This is a genomic window from Pseudomonas sp. 10S4, assembly GCF_034344865.1.
Taxonomy (GTDB): Bacteria; Pseudomonadota; Gammaproteobacteria; order Pseudomonadales; family Pseudomonadaceae; genus Aquipseudomonas.
The window spans coordinates 1828672-1846277 of the sequence record NZ_CP133774.1; the positions used below are offsets into that span (position 1 = coordinate 1828672).

At 60.2% G+C, this 17606-nt stretch carries 14 protein-coding genes and 4 pseudogenes; 10 read left to right on the forward strand and 8 right to left on the reverse strand.

The annotated features are described in order from the left end of the window. Window positions 1-117: 117 nt before the first annotated feature. Entirely contained in the window at window positions 118-2868 is a 2751-nt protein-coding gene (polA, locus tag RHM58_RS08585) for a DNA polymerase I (protein ID WP_322270821.1), read from the reverse strand. Between the two features lie 94 nt (window positions 2869-2962). Here polA and RHM58_RS08590 point away from each other — a divergent pair, with 94 nt between their 5' ends. Continuing rightward, window positions 2963-3253 carry a DUF2782 domain-containing protein gene (locus tag RHM58_RS08590; protein ID WP_201199341.1) on the forward strand — a complete coding sequence of 97 codons (291 nt, stop codon included), beginning with the start codon at window positions 2963-2965 and terminating at the stop codon, window positions 3251-3253. Between the two features lie 59 nt (window positions 3254-3312). After that, a pseudogene (locus tag RHM58_RS08595) lies at window positions 3313-4262 on the forward strand (homoserine kinase). Between the two features lie 125 nt (window positions 4263-4387). On the opposite strand, the pseudogene RHM58_RS08600 reads toward RHM58_RS08595, so the two are convergent. Beyond that, window positions 4388-5309: pseudogene (locus tag RHM58_RS08600) on the reverse strand (zinc ABC transporter substrate-binding protein). 66 nt (window positions 5310-5375) lie between these two features. Here RHM58_RS08600 and zur point away from each other — a divergent pair. From zur to RHM58_RS08620, 4 genes are read left to right on the forward strand one after another with little or no spacing between them, the layout of a single operon-like run. Then, window positions 5376-5858 (forward strand): zinc uptake transcriptional repressor Zur, encoded by a 483-nt coding sequence (gene zur, locus RHM58_RS08605; RefSeq protein ID WP_201195974.1) that lies wholly within the window; start codon window positions 5376-5378, stop codon window positions 5856-5858. After that, window positions 5858-6643, forward strand: a complete 786-nt coding sequence (znuC, locus tag RHM58_RS08610) for a zinc ABC transporter ATP-binding protein ZnuC (RefSeq protein WP_322270091.1) — start codon at window positions 5858-5860, stop codon at window positions 6641-6643. The genes zur and znuC overlap by 1 nt, the downstream gene beginning before the upstream one ends. Then, window positions 6636-7424, forward strand: coding sequence for a zinc ABC transporter permease subunit ZnuB (gene znuB / locus RHM58_RS08615; RefSeq protein ID WP_322270092.1), 789 nt, complete (start codon window positions 6636-6638; stop codon window positions 7422-7424). Before znuC ends, znuB begins: the two co-directional genes overlap by 8 nt. 37 nt (window positions 7425-7461) lie before the next feature. Continuing rightward, on the forward strand, window positions 7462-8178 hold the full coding sequence (locus RHM58_RS08620; protein ID WP_201199353.1) for a PA5502 family lipoprotein: 717 nt from the start codon (window positions 7462-7464) through the stop codon (window positions 8176-8178). Between the two features lie 120 nt (window positions 8179-8298). On the opposite strand, the pseudogene katE reads toward RHM58_RS08620, so the two are convergent. Then, window positions 8299-10436: pseudogene (gene katE / locus RHM58_RS08625) on the reverse strand (catalase HPII). Between the two features lie 265 nt (window positions 10437-10701). Here katE and RHM58_RS08630 point away from each other — a divergent pair. From RHM58_RS08630 to RHM58_RS08640, 3 genes and pseudogenes are all read left to right on the forward strand, one after another. Next, a pseudogene (locus tag RHM58_RS08630) lies at window positions 10702-11718 on the forward strand (methionine ABC transporter ATP-binding protein). Then, complete coding sequence (locus tag RHM58_RS08635; protein ID WP_201199364.1) at window positions 11718-12392, forward strand: methionine ABC transporter permease; 675 nt, start codon at window positions 11718-11720, stop codon at window positions 12390-12392. The pseudogene RHM58_RS08630 and the gene RHM58_RS08635 overlap by 1 nt, the downstream one beginning before the upstream one ends. 77 nt (window positions 12393-12469) lie before the next feature. Further along, the gene (locus tag RHM58_RS08640; RefSeq protein WP_322270093.1) at window positions 12470-13243 is read left to right on the forward strand and encodes a MetQ/NlpA family ABC transporter substrate-binding protein; all 774 of its coding nucleotides are present in this window, start codon (window positions 12470-12472) and stop codon (window positions 13241-13243) included. Between the two features lie 177 nt (window positions 13244-13420). Here the strand turns inward: RHM58_RS08640 and RHM58_RS08645 are convergent, their stop codons facing one another. Genes RHM58_RS08645 through RHM58_RS08665 form a run of 5 tightly spaced genes read right to left on the reverse strand, consistent with a single transcriptional unit; the run spans window position 13421 to window position 17329 of the window. Beyond that, a complete protein-coding gene (locus tag RHM58_RS08645) occupies window positions 13421-14056 on the reverse strand; it encodes an SCO family protein (RefSeq protein WP_201199367.1) in 636 nt (211 codons plus the stop codon). Then, window positions 14053-14952 (reverse strand): heme o synthase, encoded by a 900-nt coding sequence (gene cyoE / locus RHM58_RS08650; protein WP_201199369.1) that lies wholly within the window; start codon window positions 14950-14952, stop codon window positions 14053-14055. Before cyoE ends, RHM58_RS08645 begins: the two co-directional genes overlap by 4 nt. Beyond that, window positions 14940-16019, reverse strand: a complete 1080-nt coding sequence (locus RHM58_RS08655) for a COX15/CtaA family protein (RefSeq protein WP_201199370.1) — start codon at window positions 16017-16019, stop codon at window positions 14940-14942. Before RHM58_RS08655 ends, cyoE begins: the two co-directional genes overlap by 13 nt. A 10-nt stretch (window positions 16020-16029) precedes the next feature. After that, window positions 16030-16623, reverse strand: a complete 594-nt coding sequence (locus tag RHM58_RS08660; RefSeq protein WP_201199371.1) for a hypothetical protein — start codon at window positions 16621-16623, stop codon at window positions 16030-16032. Next, window positions 16589-17329, reverse strand: coding sequence for an SURF1 family protein (locus RHM58_RS08665; protein ID WP_322270095.1), 741 nt, complete (start codon window positions 17327-17329; stop codon window positions 16589-16591). Before RHM58_RS08665 ends, RHM58_RS08660 begins: the two co-directional genes overlap by 35 nt. Before the next feature lie 70 nt (window positions 17330-17399). On the opposite strand from RHM58_RS08665, the gene RHM58_RS08670 reads away from it, so the two are divergent. Next, window positions 17400-17603: a twin transmembrane helix small protein gene (locus RHM58_RS08670; RefSeq protein WP_027926133.1), complete on the forward strand. Its 204-nt coding sequence runs from the start codon at window positions 17400-17402 to the stop codon at window positions 17601-17603. Window positions 17604-17606 lie beyond the last annotated feature (3 nt).

Here is a 17606-nt window from a genome sequence, read left to right on the forward strand (position 1 = left end):
GTTCAGAATTTTTTAAAATGCCTTTGGAATAACCCGAGGCATTTTTCGAACTAATAGCCCTTCGCCAGATTTTGCCGCGGTACCAGGCCGCAGCAGAAGCGCCCCTTTTCAGGCGGCTCAGTGAGCCTCATCCCAGTTATTGCCTACGCCAACCTCTACCAGAAGCGGTACGTCCAGCTTCACGGCGTTGCTCATGTGGGCGCGAATCTCTTCGCGCACCTGATCAACTAGGTCCTCACGCACTTCAAGCACCAATTCATCGTGTACCTGCAGGATCACTTTGGCGTCCAGGCCTGACGACGTCAGCCAGTTATCCACTGCCACCATGGCTTTCTTGATGATGTCTGCCGCGGTGCCTTGCATCGGGGCATTGATCGCCGTGCGCTCGGCGCCTTTGCGCAGGGCCGGGTTTTTCGCGTTGATATCCGGCAGGTACAGGCGACGGCCGAAAATGGTTTCGACGAAACCCTGCTCGGCAGCCTGGGTGCGGGTGCGTTCCATGTACTCGAGAACGCCAGGATAGCGGGCGAAATAGCGATCGATGTACGCCTGGGACTGTTTGCGATCAACGCCGATCTGCTTGGCCAGGCCAAACGCGCTCATGCCGTAGATCAGACCGAAGTTGATCGCCTTGGCGCTGCGCCGCTGATCGGTGGTGACGGCCGTCAGTTCGACCCCGAAGACTTCGGCGGCGGTGGCTTTGTGCACGTCCAGGTCGTTGCGGAAAGCGTGCAGCAAGCCTTCGTCCTTGGCCAGGTGAGCCATGATCCGCAGTTCGATCTGCGAGTAGTCCGCAGCCAGCAGTTTGTAGCCTTTTGGCGCGACGAACGCCTGACGAATCCGCCGACCTTCGGCAGTGCGGATCGGGATGTTCTGCAGGTTTGGATCACTGGACGACAAGCGCCCGGTCGCGGCGACGGCTTGATGATAAGACGTATGAATCCGCCCGGTGCGTGGGTTGATCTGCTCCGGCAAGCGGTCGGTGTAGGTGCTTTTCAGCTTGCTCATCGAGCGGTACTGCATCAGCACCTTGGGCAGTTGGAAATCCTGATCGGCCAGCTCCGCCAATACGGCTTCGGCGGTGGACGCCTGGCCTTTTGCGGTTTTGCTGAGGATCGGCAGGCCGAGTTTTTCGTACAGGATGGCGCCCAATTGCTTCGGCGAACCCAGGTTGAATTCTTCGCCGGCGAGGACAAACGCCTCACGCTCCAGCTCGACCATTTTCTTGCCCAGCTCAACGCTCTGAATACCCAGCAGTTCGGCATCGACCAGCGCGCCCTGACGCTCAATCCGCGCCAGTACCGGTACCAGTGGCATTTCGATTTCGCTCAAGACCTTGCTCAGGCTTGGGATCGCGTTGAGCTTTGCCTGCAAGGTTTGATGCAGGCGCAGCGTCACGTCGGCATCTTCGGCGGCGTAAGGCCCAGCCAGTTCCAGGGCGATCTGGTCAAACGTCAGTTGCTTGGCACCTTTGCCGGCAATGTCGGTAAAACCGGTGGTGGTGTGATTCAGGTACTTGAGCGCCAGGCTGTCCATGTCGTGGCGGGTCGCGGTGGAGTCCAGCACGTAGGACTCGAGCATGGTGTCGAAGGCAATGCCTTGCACGGTGATGCCGCAGCTCTGATCACCACCGATGGCGCAGTTGGCCAGGATGTTCATGTCGAACTTGGCGTGCTGGCCGACCTTGAGCTTGCTCGGGTCTTCGAGGATCGGTTTCAGTGCCCGCAGTACGGTGTCGCGATCCAGTTGCTCCGGCACGCCCATGTAGGAATGGGTCAACGGGATGTAGGCTGCTTCGTTGGCTTGTACTGCAAACGACAGGCCCACCAGTTGCGCCTGCTGTGCATCGACACCCGTGGTTTCGGTGTCGAAGGCCATCAATTTGGCGTCGTTCAACTTCTTCAGCCAGAGGTCGAAATCTGCCTGCGTGAGGATCGTCGTGTAGTTGAGTTCGGCTTCGACGACGGCTTCTTCAGCCACTGGCGCGACAACTGCCTGGCCGGAACGCTTGGCGTCGCGCTGGTTATCGTCGAACCAGCTCCTGAACTCGAGCAGGGTGTAGAGCTCGGCGAGTTTGTCGTGATCGGGCTGGCCCATTTGCAGATCGTCGAGGCCGATGTCCAGTGGCACGTCGATCTTGATGGTCGCCAGCTTATAGGAGAGGAATGCCATCTCCTTGTGCTCTTCAAGCTTGGCCGGCAGGGTCTTGGCGCCGCGAATCGGCAGGGTCGGGACAATGTCGAGCTGCGCGTAGAGCTCGGTCAGGCCACCATTTACACCCACCAGCAGGCCGGAGGCAGTCTTCGGGCCAATGCCCGGAACGCCCGGAATGTTGTCGGACGAATCGCCCATCAACGCCAGATAATCGATGATCTGCTCGGGAGCGACGCCGAATTTCTCCTTCACGCCCTCCACGTCCATGCTGCTACCGGTCATGGTATTGACCAAGGTAATGTGCCCGTCGACCAGTTGCGCCATGTCTTTGTCGCCGGTGGAGATCACCACCGGGCGGTCGGCGGCCGCGCTGCTGCGGGCCAGGGTGCCGATCACGTCATCGGCCTCGACGCCTTCGACACACAGCAACGGGAAGCCCAGGGCGATCACGCTTTGGTGCAGCGGCTCGATCTGGACGCGCATGTCGTCGGGCATGCTTGGGCGATTTGCCTTGTATTCGGCGTACATGTCATCGCGAAACGTCCCACCCTTGGCGTCGAACACCACGGCGAACGGGCTGTCCGGGTACTGCTTGCGCAGACTCTTGAGCATGTTCAACACACCCTTGACCGCGCCGGTAGGCAGGCCTTTGGAAGTGGTCAGCGGTGGCAAGGCGTGAAACGCGCGGTACAGGTAAGAAGAACCGTCCACCAGGACGAGGGGGCTTGGCTCATGAGCAGGATCAACCTTTTCGGCGGGTCCGGCGCTAGAATAGCGGGACCGTTGACGACAAAGGGACAAGGTTATCATGCGCACACTAAATCGCCTGTTGCTGGCTGGGTTGTTTGCAACCGTTCCGTTAGCCGTCATGGCGGCGGACGATGTGTCAAAGGCTGAGCCGGAAGTCACGATCCACACGGAAGGGGACAAGGTCATTCAGGAATACCGCCAAAACGGCTTCTTGTATGCGATTAAGGTCACGCCGAAGGGTGCACCGCCATATTTTCTGGTGCGCGCAGACGGGACCGATGCAAACTTCATCCGCTCGGACCAGCCGGATATGTTGATTCCGTCGTGGAAAATCTTTGAGTGGAAGTAGTTTCTTAACTTTAATCGGCGCCGCTCGATCGCGGCGCCCGAACTGAGCAGTTTTTAACCATGTCTGTGTTCACCCCCTGGCTCGGCCCGAGCTGGAAACCTTTCTCGCCCCATACGGGCTCGGCCGCCTGCTCGATTTCCAGGGGATTGCCGCCGGTAGCGAAAACACCAATTTCTTCATCAGCCTGGAGAAGGGCGAGTTTGTCCTGACCCTGGTCGAGCGCGGCCCGGTTCAGGAAATGCCGTTCTTCATCGAACTGCTTGATGTGTTGCACGACGCTGACTTGCCGGTGCCTTACGCGCTTCGCACTACAGACGGCGTGGCCTTGCGCGAATTGGCGGGCAAGCCGGCGCTGTTGCAGCCGCGTCTGGCCGGCAAGCACATCAAGGACGCCAATGCCCAGCATTGTTCACAGGTGGGCGAGTTGCTCGGCCATCTGCACCTGGCGACCCAGGCCAACATGATCAAGCGCAAGACGGATCGTGGTCTGGACTGGATGCTGGAGGAGGGCACGCAGTTGCTCTCGCACCTGAACGCCGAGCAAAGCGATCTGCTGCAACGGGCGCTGGACGAAATCACTCAGCGAAAAGAGAAAATTCTGGCGCTGCCACGGGCGAATATCCACGCCGACCTGTTCCGCGACAACGCGATGTTCGAAGGCACGCACCTGACCGGGTTGATCGACTTCTACAACGCCTGTTCCGGGCCGATGTTGTACGACGTGGCGATTGCCTTGAATGACTGGTGTTCGGACGAACAAGGCTTGATCGACGGGCCGCGAGCCCGGGCCTTGTTGGGCGCCTATGCGGCGCTGCGCCCGTTTACTGCGGCCGAGGCCGAGTTGTGGCCGACCATGCTGCGAGTGGCGTGCGTGCGGTTCTGGCTGTCGCGGTTGATTGCCGCCGAGTCTTTCGCCGGGCAGGACGTGTTGATTCACGATCCGATGGAGTTTCAGCTGCGCTTGGCACAGCGGCAGAAGGTCAATACGCAATTGCCGTTCGCCCTTTAAATTGTGGCGAGGGGGCTTGCCCCGTTGGAGTGCGAAGCGCTCCCATGCGATTTATCGACCGGCAATTTGGGGGCTGCTTCGCAGCCCAACGGGGGCAAGCCCCCTCGCCACAGGTTCTGTGTCGGTTACAACGACTCCAGGCACCCTGCCAAATCATTCCCCAACTTCTCCAGTACCTGCTCATACCCTTGAGCAGTCGCCGGGGTGTAGCCGCCCAGCGCATCCAGTTCTGCCAGTTTCACCGGCAGGCCAGCCACCAGGGTTTCCGCCAGGCGTGGCCGCAGCGGCGGTTCGCTGAACACGCAAGGTCTTGCCGACTTCCTGCAATCGGGTGCGCATCGCTGCGACATGCTGGGCGCCAGGCTGGACTTCAGCTGCGACGCTGAACACGCCGGTGTGCTTGAGGCCGTAAGCGTCTTCGAAGTAGTCGAACGCTTCGTGGAACACGAAGTAAGGCTTGCCGGCGATGCCTGCCAGGCGAGCCTTCAGGCGCAGGTCCAAAGCATCCAGACGCTCATCGAACGCCTTTAGGTTGCTCTGATAGCGCGGCGCGTTGTCGGGATCGGCGGCACTCAGGTCGGCGGCCATTTTCGTGGCGATCACCCGAGCATTCACCGGCGACAACCACAAATGCGCGTCCAGAGTCCCCGGACGATGATCGTGGTCATGTTCGTCGGCATCTTCGGCGTGAGATTGGCTATCTTCGGCGAAGTGTCGCAGTTTCAGGTCAGGCAAATCCTGCACGGCGACAGTGGGCAGTGTGCGACCTTTCAGCACGCGCGGCAGGAAACCTTCCATGTCCGGACCGATCCAGTACACCAGATCCACCGACTGCACTTTCCGTACGTCGGAGGGGCGCAAGGCGTAGTTATGCGGCGAAGCTCCCGGCGGCAGCAGCACCTCCGGAATCGCCACTCCGTCCTGCACCGCCGCCGCAATCAACTGCAGTGGCTTGATGCTGGTGAGCACTGTGACTTGCGCTTGAGCCGAGCCAATCAGCAGGAAACTTGCGATAAATGCGACAGGGATAGAAAAAAGTCGGGACACGATGACCACTCGAAGAGGCGAGAACGGGTAACATAATAACGTCTCTCACAAAACTCGTCGCCGCTCATGCCTAAAACACCGATTGCCAGCCGTCCCCACGACCACTCTCATTGCGTTCATAGCGCATTGTCTGAGGCCGATGCCTTGTGCGCACGTCAGGGTTTGCGCCTGACCGCCCTGCGCCGGCGGGTGCTGGAACTGGTCTGGCAAAGCCACAAGCCGCTGGGCGCCTACGACATCCTGGCGGTACTCAGCGAGCAGGATGGTCGACGCGCAGCGCCACCGACCGTGTACCGGGCGCTGGATTTCCTGCTGGATAACGGCCTCGTGCACCGCATCTCGTCGTTGAACGCCTTCGTTGGCTGCAATCACCCGGAACACGCCCACCAGGGTCAGTTCCTGATTTGCCGCGAATGCCACGCCGCGATTGAACTTGAACAAAAATCCATCAGCGACGCGATTGTCTTCAGCGCCAAGGATGTCGGATTTGTCGTGGAGGCCCAGACCGTTGAAGTGGTCGGGCTCTGCTCGGGTTGCCAGGGGGCTTGATGAGCAACGCGCTGATCCGTCTCGAACAGGTTGCAGTCACGTTTGCCGGGCAAAGCGTGCTGGAAAACATTGATCTGAGCGTCGAGCCAGGGCAGATCGTGACCCTGATCGGCCCCAACGGCGCTGGCAAAACCACTCTGGTGCGCGCCGTACTCGGCCTGTTGAAACCGGACAGCGGTAGCGTCTGGCGCAAGCCGAAACTGCGCGTTGGCTACATGCCGCAAAAACTTCACGTCGATCCAACCCTGCCGCTGTCGGTGCTGCGCTTCTTGCGCTTGGTGCCGGGAGTGGACCGTGCTCGTGCGTTGTCGGCCCTCAAGGAAGTCGGCGCCGAGCATGTCATCGACAGCCCGGTACAAACGGTGTCTGGTGGCGAAATGCAGCGTGTGCTGCTGGCCCGGGCGCTGTTGCGTGAACCGGAACTGCTCGTGCTCGACGAGCCGGTGCAAGGCGTCGATGTGGCCGGTCAGGCCGAGTTGTACAGCCTGATCACGCGTTTGCGTGACCGTCACGGCTGCGGCGTGCTGATGGTTTCCCACGATTTGCACCTGGTGATGAGCACCACCGATCAGGTGGTTTGCCTGAATCGCCACGTCTGTTGCTCCGGGCACCCGGAACACGTCAGCGGCGATCCAGCCTTCGTCGAGCTGTTCGGCAAGAACGCACAAAGCCTGGCGATTTATCACCACCATCACGACCATGCTCATGACCTGCATGGCTCGGTGGTCAGCGCGACCGCGTCGGCCCAACCCCACGTCCATGGAGATAGCTGCAAGCATGGCTGATTTTCTGCTCTACGCCCTGCTTGCAGGTCTGGCCCTGGCCGTGGTCGCGGGCCCGCTGGGTTCGTTCGTGGTCTGGCGCCGGATGGCCTACTTCGGCGATACCTTGTCCCACGCCGCGCTGCTGGGTGTAGCCCTGGGCTTTCTGTTGGACGTGAGCCCGACCGTGGCGGTGACCGTCGGTTGCCTGCTGCTGGCGGTGTTGCTGGTGACTTTGCAGCAGCGTCAGCCGCTGGCGTCTGACACGCTTTTGGGAATTCTCGCACCGAGCACGCTCTCGCTGGGCCTGGTGGTACTAAGCTTCATGCATGAAGTGCGGATCGACCTGATGGCCTATCTGTTCGGCGACCTGCTGGCGATCAGCCCGACCGATCTGGCCTGGATCCTCGGCGGCAGTGCGGCGGTGCTGGCGTTGCTGGTGACGTTGTGGCGGCCATTGCTGGCGATCACCGTGCACGAAGAGTTGGCCACGGTGGAAGGTTTGCCGGTGGCAGCGTTGCGCCTGACGCTGATGTTGCTGATTGCCATAGTGATTGCCGTGGCGATGAAAATCGTCGGTGTGTTGCTGATTACCTCGTTGTTGATCATCCCGGCAGCTGCGGCACAACGTCACGCCCGCTCGCCGGAGCAGATGGCATTGGGCGCGAGCCTGCTGGGCATGCTCGCGGTGTGTGGCGGGTTGGCGTTGTCGTGGTTCAAGGACACCCCGGCGGGCCCATCGATTGTTGTGACGGCCGCCGCACTGTTTCTGCTGAGTTTTGTCCTGCCCCGTCGAGGGGTGTAGACTTGCTCGTTTTTTGCGCAAATAGAGAGTCGCAGGAATGAAGTCGTTCGCCTCCCGTTATCTGCTCCTTGTCGCATTTTCTCTGCTGCTGGGCGCTTGCCAAAGCACGCCACCGGCGGCCACCGAGGCCCCCGATGCACGGGCTGCGGCGATCGCACAACTGGAACAAAACCTGGCCAGCAGCGAGCTGGCCACCGCCGAAGATCAACTGGCTGCCTTGCAGGCCCAGTCGCCCGACGACCCAAGCCTTGTGCAGTACCAACGGCAACTGGCCGAAGCCTATCTGCAACGCAGCCAGATTGTGTTGCAAAAAGGCGATGTAAACGCTGCCGCGACCGCCCTGAGCCGTGCCCGGGCATTGATGCCCAAGGCCCCGGCGCTGACCGGCGGGGTTAACAACGCCATCGTCAATGCGCGCAAGGCTGAGCTGGACAAGGCTGAGGCAGCGCTCATGGCTGCTGAAGCCAAGCCGAAAGCCAAAGTTATCGACCCGACGGCGCAAAGCACCACGGTGGCGTTGAACCTCACCGATATGAGCAAACTGCGTCGTCAACTGGATGCTATCGCCGCCGATGTGGTGAATTATGAATGCGATGTGAGCATTCAGGCGCCGCGTACTCAGGATTACCCTTGGTTGGCGACGTTGCTGACCAACCGGGTGAAGAAGCTTGATTCGGATTTCGATTTGAAGATCGAGAAGCAGATCCTGCGCAATGTGCCGGCGCAGATGGTGTTGAGTCCGCGTAAGCCTTAAAAGCTTCGCGGGCAAGCCTCGCTCCTACAGGGGCACGTCGTTCACACTATTGGCGAACGACATAAAACCTGTAGGAGCGAGGCTTGCCCGCGAAGGCGCCCTCCCTAACGAAACACCTCTCTAGGCCGGAATCGCCTTGGCCTTAGGCTCCCTGTCCCAAACCCGATGCTGCCCAATCGCGGCAAAAAACGCCTTGAACAGCTTGGCATCCGCGCCAACGATCAACCCCGCATCCGCCTCCAGTTTCAACACATCCAGCAATTGCCTGGCCTCGCCATGCAACGCAATCGCCTTCAGGTGCTTGTAGGCCTCCAGCAAGTAATGCAACGCCACGCCATCACCGCTCAACGCCTTGATCGACGCGGCGCCACCCGGCACGAACACCGCATCGAACGCCACCGACGGCAGACCTTCCATCGACGCATCCACCGGCAGTGACTTGCCATTGGCAGTTGTCACCGGCGCCGAAGTCGGCCCAAGCAATTTGGCGTGAGCACCCTCGGCGGTCAGCGCTTTCTTTATCGCCTCAATCGCTGCACCATCGACGCCGTTGGCCGCAAGAATCGCCACTTTCCGGGTTTTGATGTTTTCTGGCAGTAAATTGGCCTGACTCAGCGCTGGGGAGTGATCCAGCGACGTTTTGCGCACATCCACAGTCCCGGCTTTCGGCGCCGGCAGACCCAGGTTCTGCGCCACACGCTTGGCCAGTTCCAGATCGATATTGGCGAGGATCTCGTTAACTTGCCGCTCACGAATCCACAACCGTTCAACCTTACCCAACTCGAAGCTGTAAGCCGAGATGATGTGTTCCTGCTCGTGCTTGCTCATGCTCTTGAAGAACAGCCGCGCCTGGGAAAAGTGATCGCTGAACGACTCGCTGCGCTGACGAATCTTGTTGGCGTCGATGCGTTCCGGATATGTCTCGAAGCCACCGTCCTTCGCCGCCGCGGGGTTTCTTTCGGCCAACCGCCATCAATCGAGTTGGGCTCGTAGGACGCGCGACCCTTGTCGATGGTGGTTCGGTGCAAGGCATCGCGCTGGCCGTTGTGGAAGGGAGTGACCGGGCGGTTGATCGGGATTTCGTGAAAGTTTGGGCCGCCGAGTCGGCTGATTTGCGTGTCGGTGTAGGAAAACAACCGACCTTGCAGCAGTGGATCGTTGGAGAAGTCGATGCCTGGGACGATGTGCCCAGGGCAAAACGCAACCTGCTCGGTTTCGGCGAAGAAATTGTCCGGGTTGCGGTTCAACACCATTTTGCCCAGTGGTGTGATCGGGACGATTTCTTCCGGGATCAGTTTGGTCGGGTCGAGGATGTCGAAGTCGAAGCTGTGCTCGTTCTCTTCTTCGATAATTTGTACGCCAAGTTCCCATTCCGGGTAGTCCCCGGTCTCGATGGCCTCCCAGAGATCGCGACGGTGGAAGTCAGTGTCTTTACCGGCGAGTTTCTGCGCCTCATCCCACACCAGCGAGCAAGTGCCGGCGGTAGGGCGCCAGTGGAATTTGACGAAGCGCGATTTGCCTTCGGCATTGATCAGCCGAAAGGTGTGGATGCCGAAGCCCTGCATGCTGCGCAGGCTTTTCGGGATCGCCCGGTCGGACATCGTCCAGATGACCATGTGTGCCGACTCGGGTTGCAGGGACACGAAGTCCCAGAACGTGTCATGGGCCGAGCCGCCAGTCGGCATATCGTTGTGGGGCTCGGGTTTTACCGCGTGGACGAAGTCGGGAAACTTGATCGCGTCCTGAATGAAGAACACCGGCATGTTGTTGCCCACCAGGTCGAAGTTGCCTTCGTCGGTGAAGAACTTCACAGCGAAACCTCGTACGTCCCGCACAGTATCGCCTGACCCGCGCGGGCCTTGAACGGTAGAGAAACGGGTGAATACCGGGGTTTTCTTGCCCGGCTCCTGTAGGAAACCAGCCTTGGTCAGAGCGGAGTGGTTTTCGTAGGTCTGGAAGTAGCCATGGGCGCCGGTGCCTCGGGCATGAACGATGCGCTCCGGAATGCGTTCATGGTCAAAATGCGTGATCTTTTCACGCATGATGAAGTCTTCCAGCAGCGACGGCCCGCGGGCTCCGACCTTCAAGCTGTTCTGGTTGTCCGAAACCTTCACGCCTTGGTTGGTGCGCAATGCCTGTTCAGTGGCATCGGAGCGAAATTGTTCCAGGCTATCGAGCTTGGCGTTGGTGTTGCCGCGGTCCAGGGTGTCGGTCCCGGCCAATGCGCTTTTGGGAGCGCCAGGCTTCTTGGTACTCATCAGTCGTAAACTCCTCGTTGCGATTCCTGCCGTAGCCAGGATTCTTGTGCAATTCCCCAGGCACGGCACCGGGGGCGTTTTCGAGTTGCCTAATTAGTGACTGATGAGGTTTTTAGCCGTTCCTTTTTTATGACCTTTGATCGCGTTATTTCCAAATGAAAGGATGAATGCGGAATAAATGCTAATAACCTCTATACGGACAGGCTAAAATGCGCGCCCGGCTAACCGCTGATCCTTTTCCAACGCGCCCCACAAGGTTCGCTACGTGATCGAGTTTCAAAACGTCCATAAGACTTACCGCGTCGCCGGTAAGGATATTCCCGCCCTGCATCCGACCAGTCTGACGATTGAGAACGGTCAGGTCTTCGGCCTGATCGGTCATTCCGGTGCGGGAAAAAGTACCCTGCTGCGTCTGATCAATCGCCTGGAAGAGTCCAGTGGCGGCAAGATCTTCGTCGATGGCGAGGAAGTCACGGCGCTGGATGCCAATAGCCTGCGACGTTTCCGTCAGCAAGTCGGGATGATTTTCCAGCACTTCAACCTGCTGGCGTCCAAGACTGTGGCCGACAACGTCGCGCTGCCGCTGACCCTGGCCGGTGAGTTGTCCCGCGGCGAGATCGACCAGCGTGTGGCTGAACTGTTGGCCCGGGTAGGTTTGTCCGACCACGCCAGGAAGTACCCGGCGCAGTTGTCCGGTGGCCAGAAGCAGCGCGTCGGCATCGCCCGCGCCCTCGCGAGCCAGCCCGCCAATCCTCCTCGCGCGACGAGGCCACGAGCGCCCTCGACCCACGAGACGACCGCATCGAAGTGCTGCGACCTGCTGGCCCGGGATCAACCGGGAATTCGGTGCTGACGATCATGCGTGATCACGCACGAGATGGACGTGATCCAGACGATCGCGAGCAAGGTCGCGGTGATGGACGCTGGCGTGATCGTCGAGCAAGGCTCGGTGGCTGAGGTGTTCCTGCATCCCAAGCACCCGACCACCAAGCGTTTCGTACAAGAAAGCGAGCAGATCGACGAAAGCGAACAGCGCGACGACTTCGCTCACGTGCCGGGCCGTATCGTGCGTCTGACCTTCCAGGGCGAAGCGACCTACGCGCCATTGCTGGGTACCGTCGCTCGGGAAACCGGCGTGGACTACAGCATCCTGGCCGGTCGTATCGACCGCATCAAAGACGTCCCTTACGGGCAACTGACCCTGGCCGTCACCGGCGGCGACATGGAAGCGGCGTTCGGCCTCTTCACCGCGGCTGACGTCCACATGGAGGTGCTGCGCTAATGGAAGCCCTGATGAGTTTCTTCGCCAATATCGACTGGCTCGAGATCTGGCTGGCCACCGGCGACACCCTGCTGATGCTCGGCGGTTCGCTGTTGTTCACGGTGTTGCTCGGCTTGCCGCTGGGCGTGTTGTTGTTCCTGTGCAGCCCGCGTCAGTTGCTCGAATCCAAAGGCATCTACGCTGTGTTGTCGCTGGCGGTGAACATCCTGCGTTCGCTGCCGTTCATCATTTTGCTGATTGTGATGATCCCGTTCACGGTGTTGATCACCGGTACTTCGCTCGGTGTTGCTGGCGCGATTCCACCGTTGGTGGTGGGCGCTACGCCGTTCTTCGCACGACTGGTGGAAACCGCCCTGCGTGAAGTCGATCGCGGCATCATCGAAGCGACCCAGGCCATGGGCGCGACTACCAAGCAGATCATCATCAACGCCCTGCTGCCAGAAGCCCGTCCGGGCATTTACGCGGCGATTACGGTGACGGCAATTACACTGGTGTCCTACACGGCAATGGCTGGTGTGGTCGGCGCCGGTGGCTTGGGCGACCTGGCCATCCGTTTCGGCTACCAGCGTTTCCAGACCGATGTAATGATCGTCACCGTGGTCCTGTTGCTGGTGCTGGTGCAGGTGCTGCAAATGGTTGGCGACAGGTTGGTCGTACACTTTTCCAGAAAATAAATGGTTCACATAACCAAGACATGAGCCGGCCATTCGCTGGCAGGCGCCACACGGGCGCCTCACAAGGAGTTAGCTGAATGAAAAAACTACTCGTCGCGTTCGCAGCCGTTGCCGCGTTCTCTGCCCAGGCTGCTGAAACCCTGACCGTCGCCGCGACGCCGGTTCCGCATGCGGAGATTCTGGAGTTCGTGAAACCGGCCCTGGCCAAAGAAGGCGTGGACCTGAAAGTCAAAGTCTTCACCGACTACATCCAGCCGAACGTGCAGGTCGCCGAGAAGCGTCTGGATGCCAACTTCTTCCAGCACCAGCCGTACCTGGATGAGTTCAACAAGGCCAAGGGTACCAACCTGGTTGCTGTTGCCGGCGTACACCTGGAACCACTGGGCGCTTACTCCAGCAAGTACAAAACCCTGGCTGAACTGCCTGGCGGCGCCAACGTGGTGATCCCGAACGACGCCACCAACGGCGGCCGTGCGCTGTTGCTGCTGCAGAAGGCTGGCCTGATCAAGTTGAAGGATGCGAACAACATCCTGTCGACCGTCAAGGACATCACCGAGAACTCCAAGGACCTGAAATTCCGCGAACTGGAAGCCGCGACCATCCCGCGCGTACTGACCCAGGTCGACCTGGCGCTGATCAACACCAACTACGCGCTGGAAGCCAAGCTTGATCCGTCCAAGGACGCACTGGTCATCGAAGGCAATGACTCGCCTTACGTGAACATCCTGGTGGCCCGTCCAGACGACAAGGACAGCGACGCGATGAAGAAACTGGTTGCTGCCCTGCACAGCCCGGAAGTGAAAGCGTTCATTCTCGAGAAGTACAAAGGCGCGGTATTGCCGGCGTTCTGATCTGCGGATGCAACGAAAAAAGGGCGCATTCAATGCGCCCCTTTTTTGTGCCTGAAACACCGACCCTGTGGGAGCGGGCTTGCTCGCGAAAGCGGTGGGTCAGCCGACATATATGCTGAATGACACACCGTATTCGCGAGCAAGCCCGCTCCCACATTGGTGCTGTGTTAGCCCTAATCATTGACGTTTAAGCATCACCGGCAACTGCGCCACCAACTTCACGTTGTTCAGCGGTGCGCGAATGAACCCGCGCTGCGTCCCGTCCGGCCCGATTACCGCGAGGTTGCCGCTGTGGTCGACCGTGTAGTTAGGCTTGCTGGTGTCCGCCGGAATAAACGGAATGCTCACCGCGTTGGCGAGTTTCTGGATGTCTTCCACCGACGAGGCGGTCAGTCCCTGGAACTGCGGGTCGAAGTAACCCAAATACTGTTTGAGCTGCTTGGGCGTGTCGCGGTTCGGGTCGACGCTGACCAGGATGATCTGCAACTTGGCCGCCGCTTCTGGCGGCAGTTCGCTCTTGATCTGACGCAACTGGGCGAGGGTGGTCGGGCAGATGTCCGGGCAGAAGGTGTAGCCAAAGAACAGCAGACTCCACTTGTCTTTCAGCTCGTTGACCGCCACCGGTTTGCCGTCCTGGTCGGTCATCGTCACGCTCGGCAGGTTACGGCTTTGCGGCAGCAAGATGATCCCGGCGTCGATCAGTGCCGTCGGGTCACCCTGGCCCTTGCCGGACAGCACTTTGTTGACGGTCAGGCCCAGCACAAGCGCGATCAGGGCAACGAGGATGAAGACGGTTTTCTGAGTTCGAGTCATAGGTTCAACAGTAAGTAGTGGTCTACGAGCAGGGCGATAAACAGCAGGAACAAGTACCAAATAGAGTACTTGAACGTGTTGATCGCCGCGTGCGGCCGAGTGCCACGGTACAGCACCACGGCCCATTGCAGAAACCTCGCGCCCAGTCCCAAGGCACAAACGAGGTAGAGCACACCGCTCATGTGGATCACATAAGGCATCAGGCTGACCGCCAGCAGCGCGAAGGTGTAAAGCAGGATGTGGACTTTGGTGTAGTGCTCGCCGTGGGTCACCGGCAGCATCGGAATGTCGGCCTTGGCATATTCCTCTTTGCGGTGAATGGCCAGGGCCCAGAAGTGTGGCGGGGTCCAGGCGAAGATGATCAGCACCAGCAGCAACGGTTCGGCACCGATATGCCCGGTCGCGGCGGTCCAGCCGAGTAGCGGCGGGGCAGCGCCGGCGAGTCCGCCGATGACGATGTTCTGCGGCGTCGCGCGTTTCAGGAAACCGGTGTAGACCACTGCATAGCCGAGCAGGGAGGCAAGGGTCAGCCAAGCAGTCAGCGGATTGGTGAACGCCAGCAACAATGCCTGACCGAGCAGCGCCAGCACCAAGGCAAAGGTCAACGCCGCTGCGGGTGACACCCGGCCTTCAGCCAGCGGTCGCTTGTGAGTCCGCGCCATCACCGCATCGATCCGCCGGTCCACCACATGATTGACCGCCGCCGCGCCACCAGCACACAGGGCGATCCCCAGATTGCCGAACACCAGCACCGTCCACGGCACTCCGGCGCGGGTCGCGAGGAACATGCCCACCAAGGATGTGATGAGCATCAGCACCACCACTTTCGGCTTGGTCAGTTCCAGATAATCCCGCCAGATTGCCTGACTGTGACGTTCGCCGATCAGAGTCGCCATGGCATCTCTCCTTTTATTGTTATGGGCCCGGCGGAGTGTTTACGCAGGCTGAAACGCCAGCGCGCAGGGGATTGCTGCTTGACCCGAACCAGACTGGTTCGCGCGTGATAATTGACCAGCACCATCGTCAGCAACAACGTCGCACCGCCCGCGTTGTGGGCGACGGCAATCGGCAGCGGCAGGTGAAACAGCACGTTGCTGATGCCCAGGGTGATTTGTGCGCCGAGGGCGATCAACACAAGGCCTGCGAGACGAGTCATGCCGACCACTTTTAGCTGCCAGGCCAGGCCCAGCAGCACCAGCGTCACCAGTAGGGCGCCGATCCGGTGGGTCAGGTGAATCGCGGTGCGGGCATCGCTGTCCAGTTGCCCGCCGAGGTAATTGGGCCCGATGTGTTGGGTCAGGTGAAAACCGTTGGCGAAATCAGCTGGTGGCAGCCATTGGCCGTGGCAGGTCGGGAAGTCGATGCACGCCACTGCCGCGTAGTTGGAACTGACCCAGCCGCCGAGGGCGATTTGCAGGATCACCAGCAGCAAGCCGGCGGTCGCCCAGTACTGCAAGCGTTTTGGCACCGTTAGGGCCGGCAATACGCCGGACAGCCGTAGGGTCAGCAGAAACAACAAACTCAGGGTCGCGAACCCGCCAAGCAAATGCCCGGTGACCACTTGCGGCCAGAGCTTGAGCGTCACCGTCCACATGCCGAACGCCGCTTGGGCGAACACCACCGCCAACAGAAACAACGGCAATTTCACCGGTTGCCCCGGGTGACGACGATGAACCCAGGCACGACCGGCCAGCACCGAGATCAACAGCCCCAGCGTGCCGGCGAAGTAGCGGTGGATCATCTCGTTCCAGCCTTTGTGGGCAACGACCGGCGTATCGGGGAAATGCAGTTCGGCATGGGCTAACTGGGCTTCGCTTTTTGGCACGCTGATAAAGCCGTAGCAACCCGGCCAGTCCGGGCAGCCGAGGCCGGCGTGGGTCAGGCGAGTGTAGGCGCCGAGCAACACCACAATCAGTGCCAGCAAGGTGGCAAACAGCGCGAGGCGAAATCCAGGTTTGGCCATGACGATGCCCTTATCCGATGTTCGACAGTTTCAGCAGTTGACGCAGATCGTTCAGCAGGTCCTTGCCCTTGACCGTCGGGTCGTAGCGCAGCACCAGATTGCCGTGGGGGTCGATGATCCACAGCTGCGGCGCGGTCTTGTCCCCTGTTGTTTTACTGAACGTGGTCAAGTCCATGGGATAGCGCTGCAGTTGTGGATATTCGCGAGTCAGCTTGGCTTCATAGTCGGCGGTCAGCGGTTGCGCCGCTGCCAATGCATGACTGGCACGGGACGCATCGCGACCGAGGCCGATCTGGATTTGCCGCGCCAGGTACACCAGTTGCTGGCAGTCCACCAAGCAGTCCTTGGGCGCGGTCACCAGCATTTGCCAGCGATCCTCTTCGGCCTGCACGCCGAGGTCGGCGCGGGTCTGGCCGTTGCCGATCAGTTCGCCGTGATAACTGCGGCCGTCCGGCACCCAGAAATTCAGTTTGTACATGCCGGTGGCGAGGATCATCGGACCGATCACCCCGAGCAGGATCAGCAGCAGTTGCAAACGCCCCTTGCGCCGACTCGCCGGCGTTTTCGCCTCAGACATGCTGGGTGGATTCATGGCCGCTCCCATGGTGTTTCTCCTTTGCGTTGTGCCAGCCGAGGTAGATAAAAAGGCCAAACAGGGCGATCGCCATGGCGAACCACTGCACGGCATAAGCGATGTGTTTTTCCGGTCCCATGGCCACCACCGGCCAATCGGCCTGGTAGGACGCGGGGCCGGTTTCTTCACGTAATTCGTAGGCGAAACCTTCGCGATTGAGCGAAGCCCAGAGCTTGGCCGGTTCGACGGCGGTGATCAGCTTCGGCCAGGTCGATGTCGTTGGATCGGCGTGTAATTGGAACGTCGCGCCGGGGGAAACGTAGACCCACGCGTCAATGCTCTGCGCTTCGGTGGGTGTCTTGAATTGCGGTGGGGTGCGGCGCTCCGGCCACGGCAACCAACCGCGATTGACCAGCAACCAAAGCCCGGTCGCTTGATCATGAAACGGTTGCAGCAACTCGACGCCGACCTTGCCGTTGCGCTGGCGGTTATCCAGCAACAAGCTGTGCTCGGCATCGAACTGGCCGTACAGGTGCACCCGGCGAAAGGCCGGGTCCTGGGTGTGTTGCAGCGCGGTGCTGGCCATCGGTTCGGCCGCCCTGCGCTCGGCGTAGCTTTGCAGCAGCGCGCTTTTCTCTGCGCCTCGGCTCAGTTGCCAGAAGCCGAGCGACACCAGCAGCGGCAACAACAGCGCCACTACAATCGTCGGCACGATGCCCGGCCGAAAGCGCTTCATGGCATCGCCAGAAAGTCGGTCATCGCGATAGCTATACTCAAATGCATCGCCTGTCCCCCGGAGTCTTACCATGCTCAAAGCAGCCATCGTCCTGATGCTGATTGCCACGGTTGTCAGCCTGTTCAGCGGCCTGTTTTTTCTGGTCAAGGACGACAGCAGCTCGAATCGCCTGGTGATCGCCTTGAGTGTTCGGGTTGCCTTGGCCGCCACCACCGTTGGCTTGATCGCCTGGGGTTTCTACAGCGGCCAGTTAGTGTCTACTGCGCCTTGGTAATGC

Bases quoted from the DNA above. Each gene is read 5' to 3' on its own strand.
- RHM58_RS08590 (WP_201199341.1), top strand. From the start codon at position 2,963: ATGCGCACACTAAATCGCCTGTTGCTGGCTGGGTTGTTTGCAACCGTT.
- zur (WP_201195974.1), top strand. From the start codon at position 5,376: ATGCCTAAAACACCGATTGCCAGCCGTCCCCACGACCACTCTCATTGC.
- znuC (WP_322270091.1), top strand. From the start codon at position 5,858: ATGAGCAACGCGCTGATCCGTCTCGAACAGGTTGCAGTCACGTTTGCC.
- znuB (WP_322270092.1), top strand. From the start codon at position 6,636: ATGGCTGATTTTCTGCTCTACGCCCTGCTTGCAGGTCTGGCCCTGGCC.
- RHM58_RS08620 (WP_201199353.1), top strand. From the start codon at position 7,462: ATGAAGTCGTTCGCCTCCCGTTATCTGCTCCTTGTCGCATTTTCTCTG.
- RHM58_RS08635 (WP_201199364.1), top strand. From the start codon at position 11,718: ATGGAAGCCCTGATGAGTTTCTTCGCCAATATCGACTGGCTCGAGATC.
- RHM58_RS08640 (WP_322270093.1), top strand. From the start codon at position 12,470: ATGAAAAAACTACTCGTCGCGTTCGCAGCCGTTGCCGCGTTCTCTGCC.
- RHM58_RS08645 (WP_201199367.1), bottom strand. From the start codon at position 14,056: ATGACTCGAACTCAGAAAACCGTCTTCATCCTCGTTGCCCTGATCGCG.
- cyoE (WP_201199369.1), bottom strand. From the start codon at position 14,952: ATGGCGACTCTGATCGGCGAACGTCACAGTCAGGCAATCTGGCGGGAT.
- RHM58_RS08655 (WP_201199370.1), bottom strand. From the start codon at position 16,019: ATGGCCAAACCTGGATTTCGCCTCGCGCTGTTTGCCACCTTGCTGGCA.
- RHM58_RS08660 (WP_201199371.1), bottom strand. From the start codon at position 16,623: ATGGGAGCGGCCATGAATCCACCCAGCATGTCTGAGGCGAAAACGCCG.
- RHM58_RS08665 (WP_322270095.1), bottom strand. From the start codon at position 17,329: ATGAAGCGCTTTCGGCCGGGCATCGTGCCGACGATTGTAGTGGCGCTG.
- RHM58_RS08670 (WP_027926133.1), top strand. From the start codon at position 17,400: ATGCTCAAAGCAGCCATCGTCCTGATGCTGATTGCCACGGTTGTCAGC.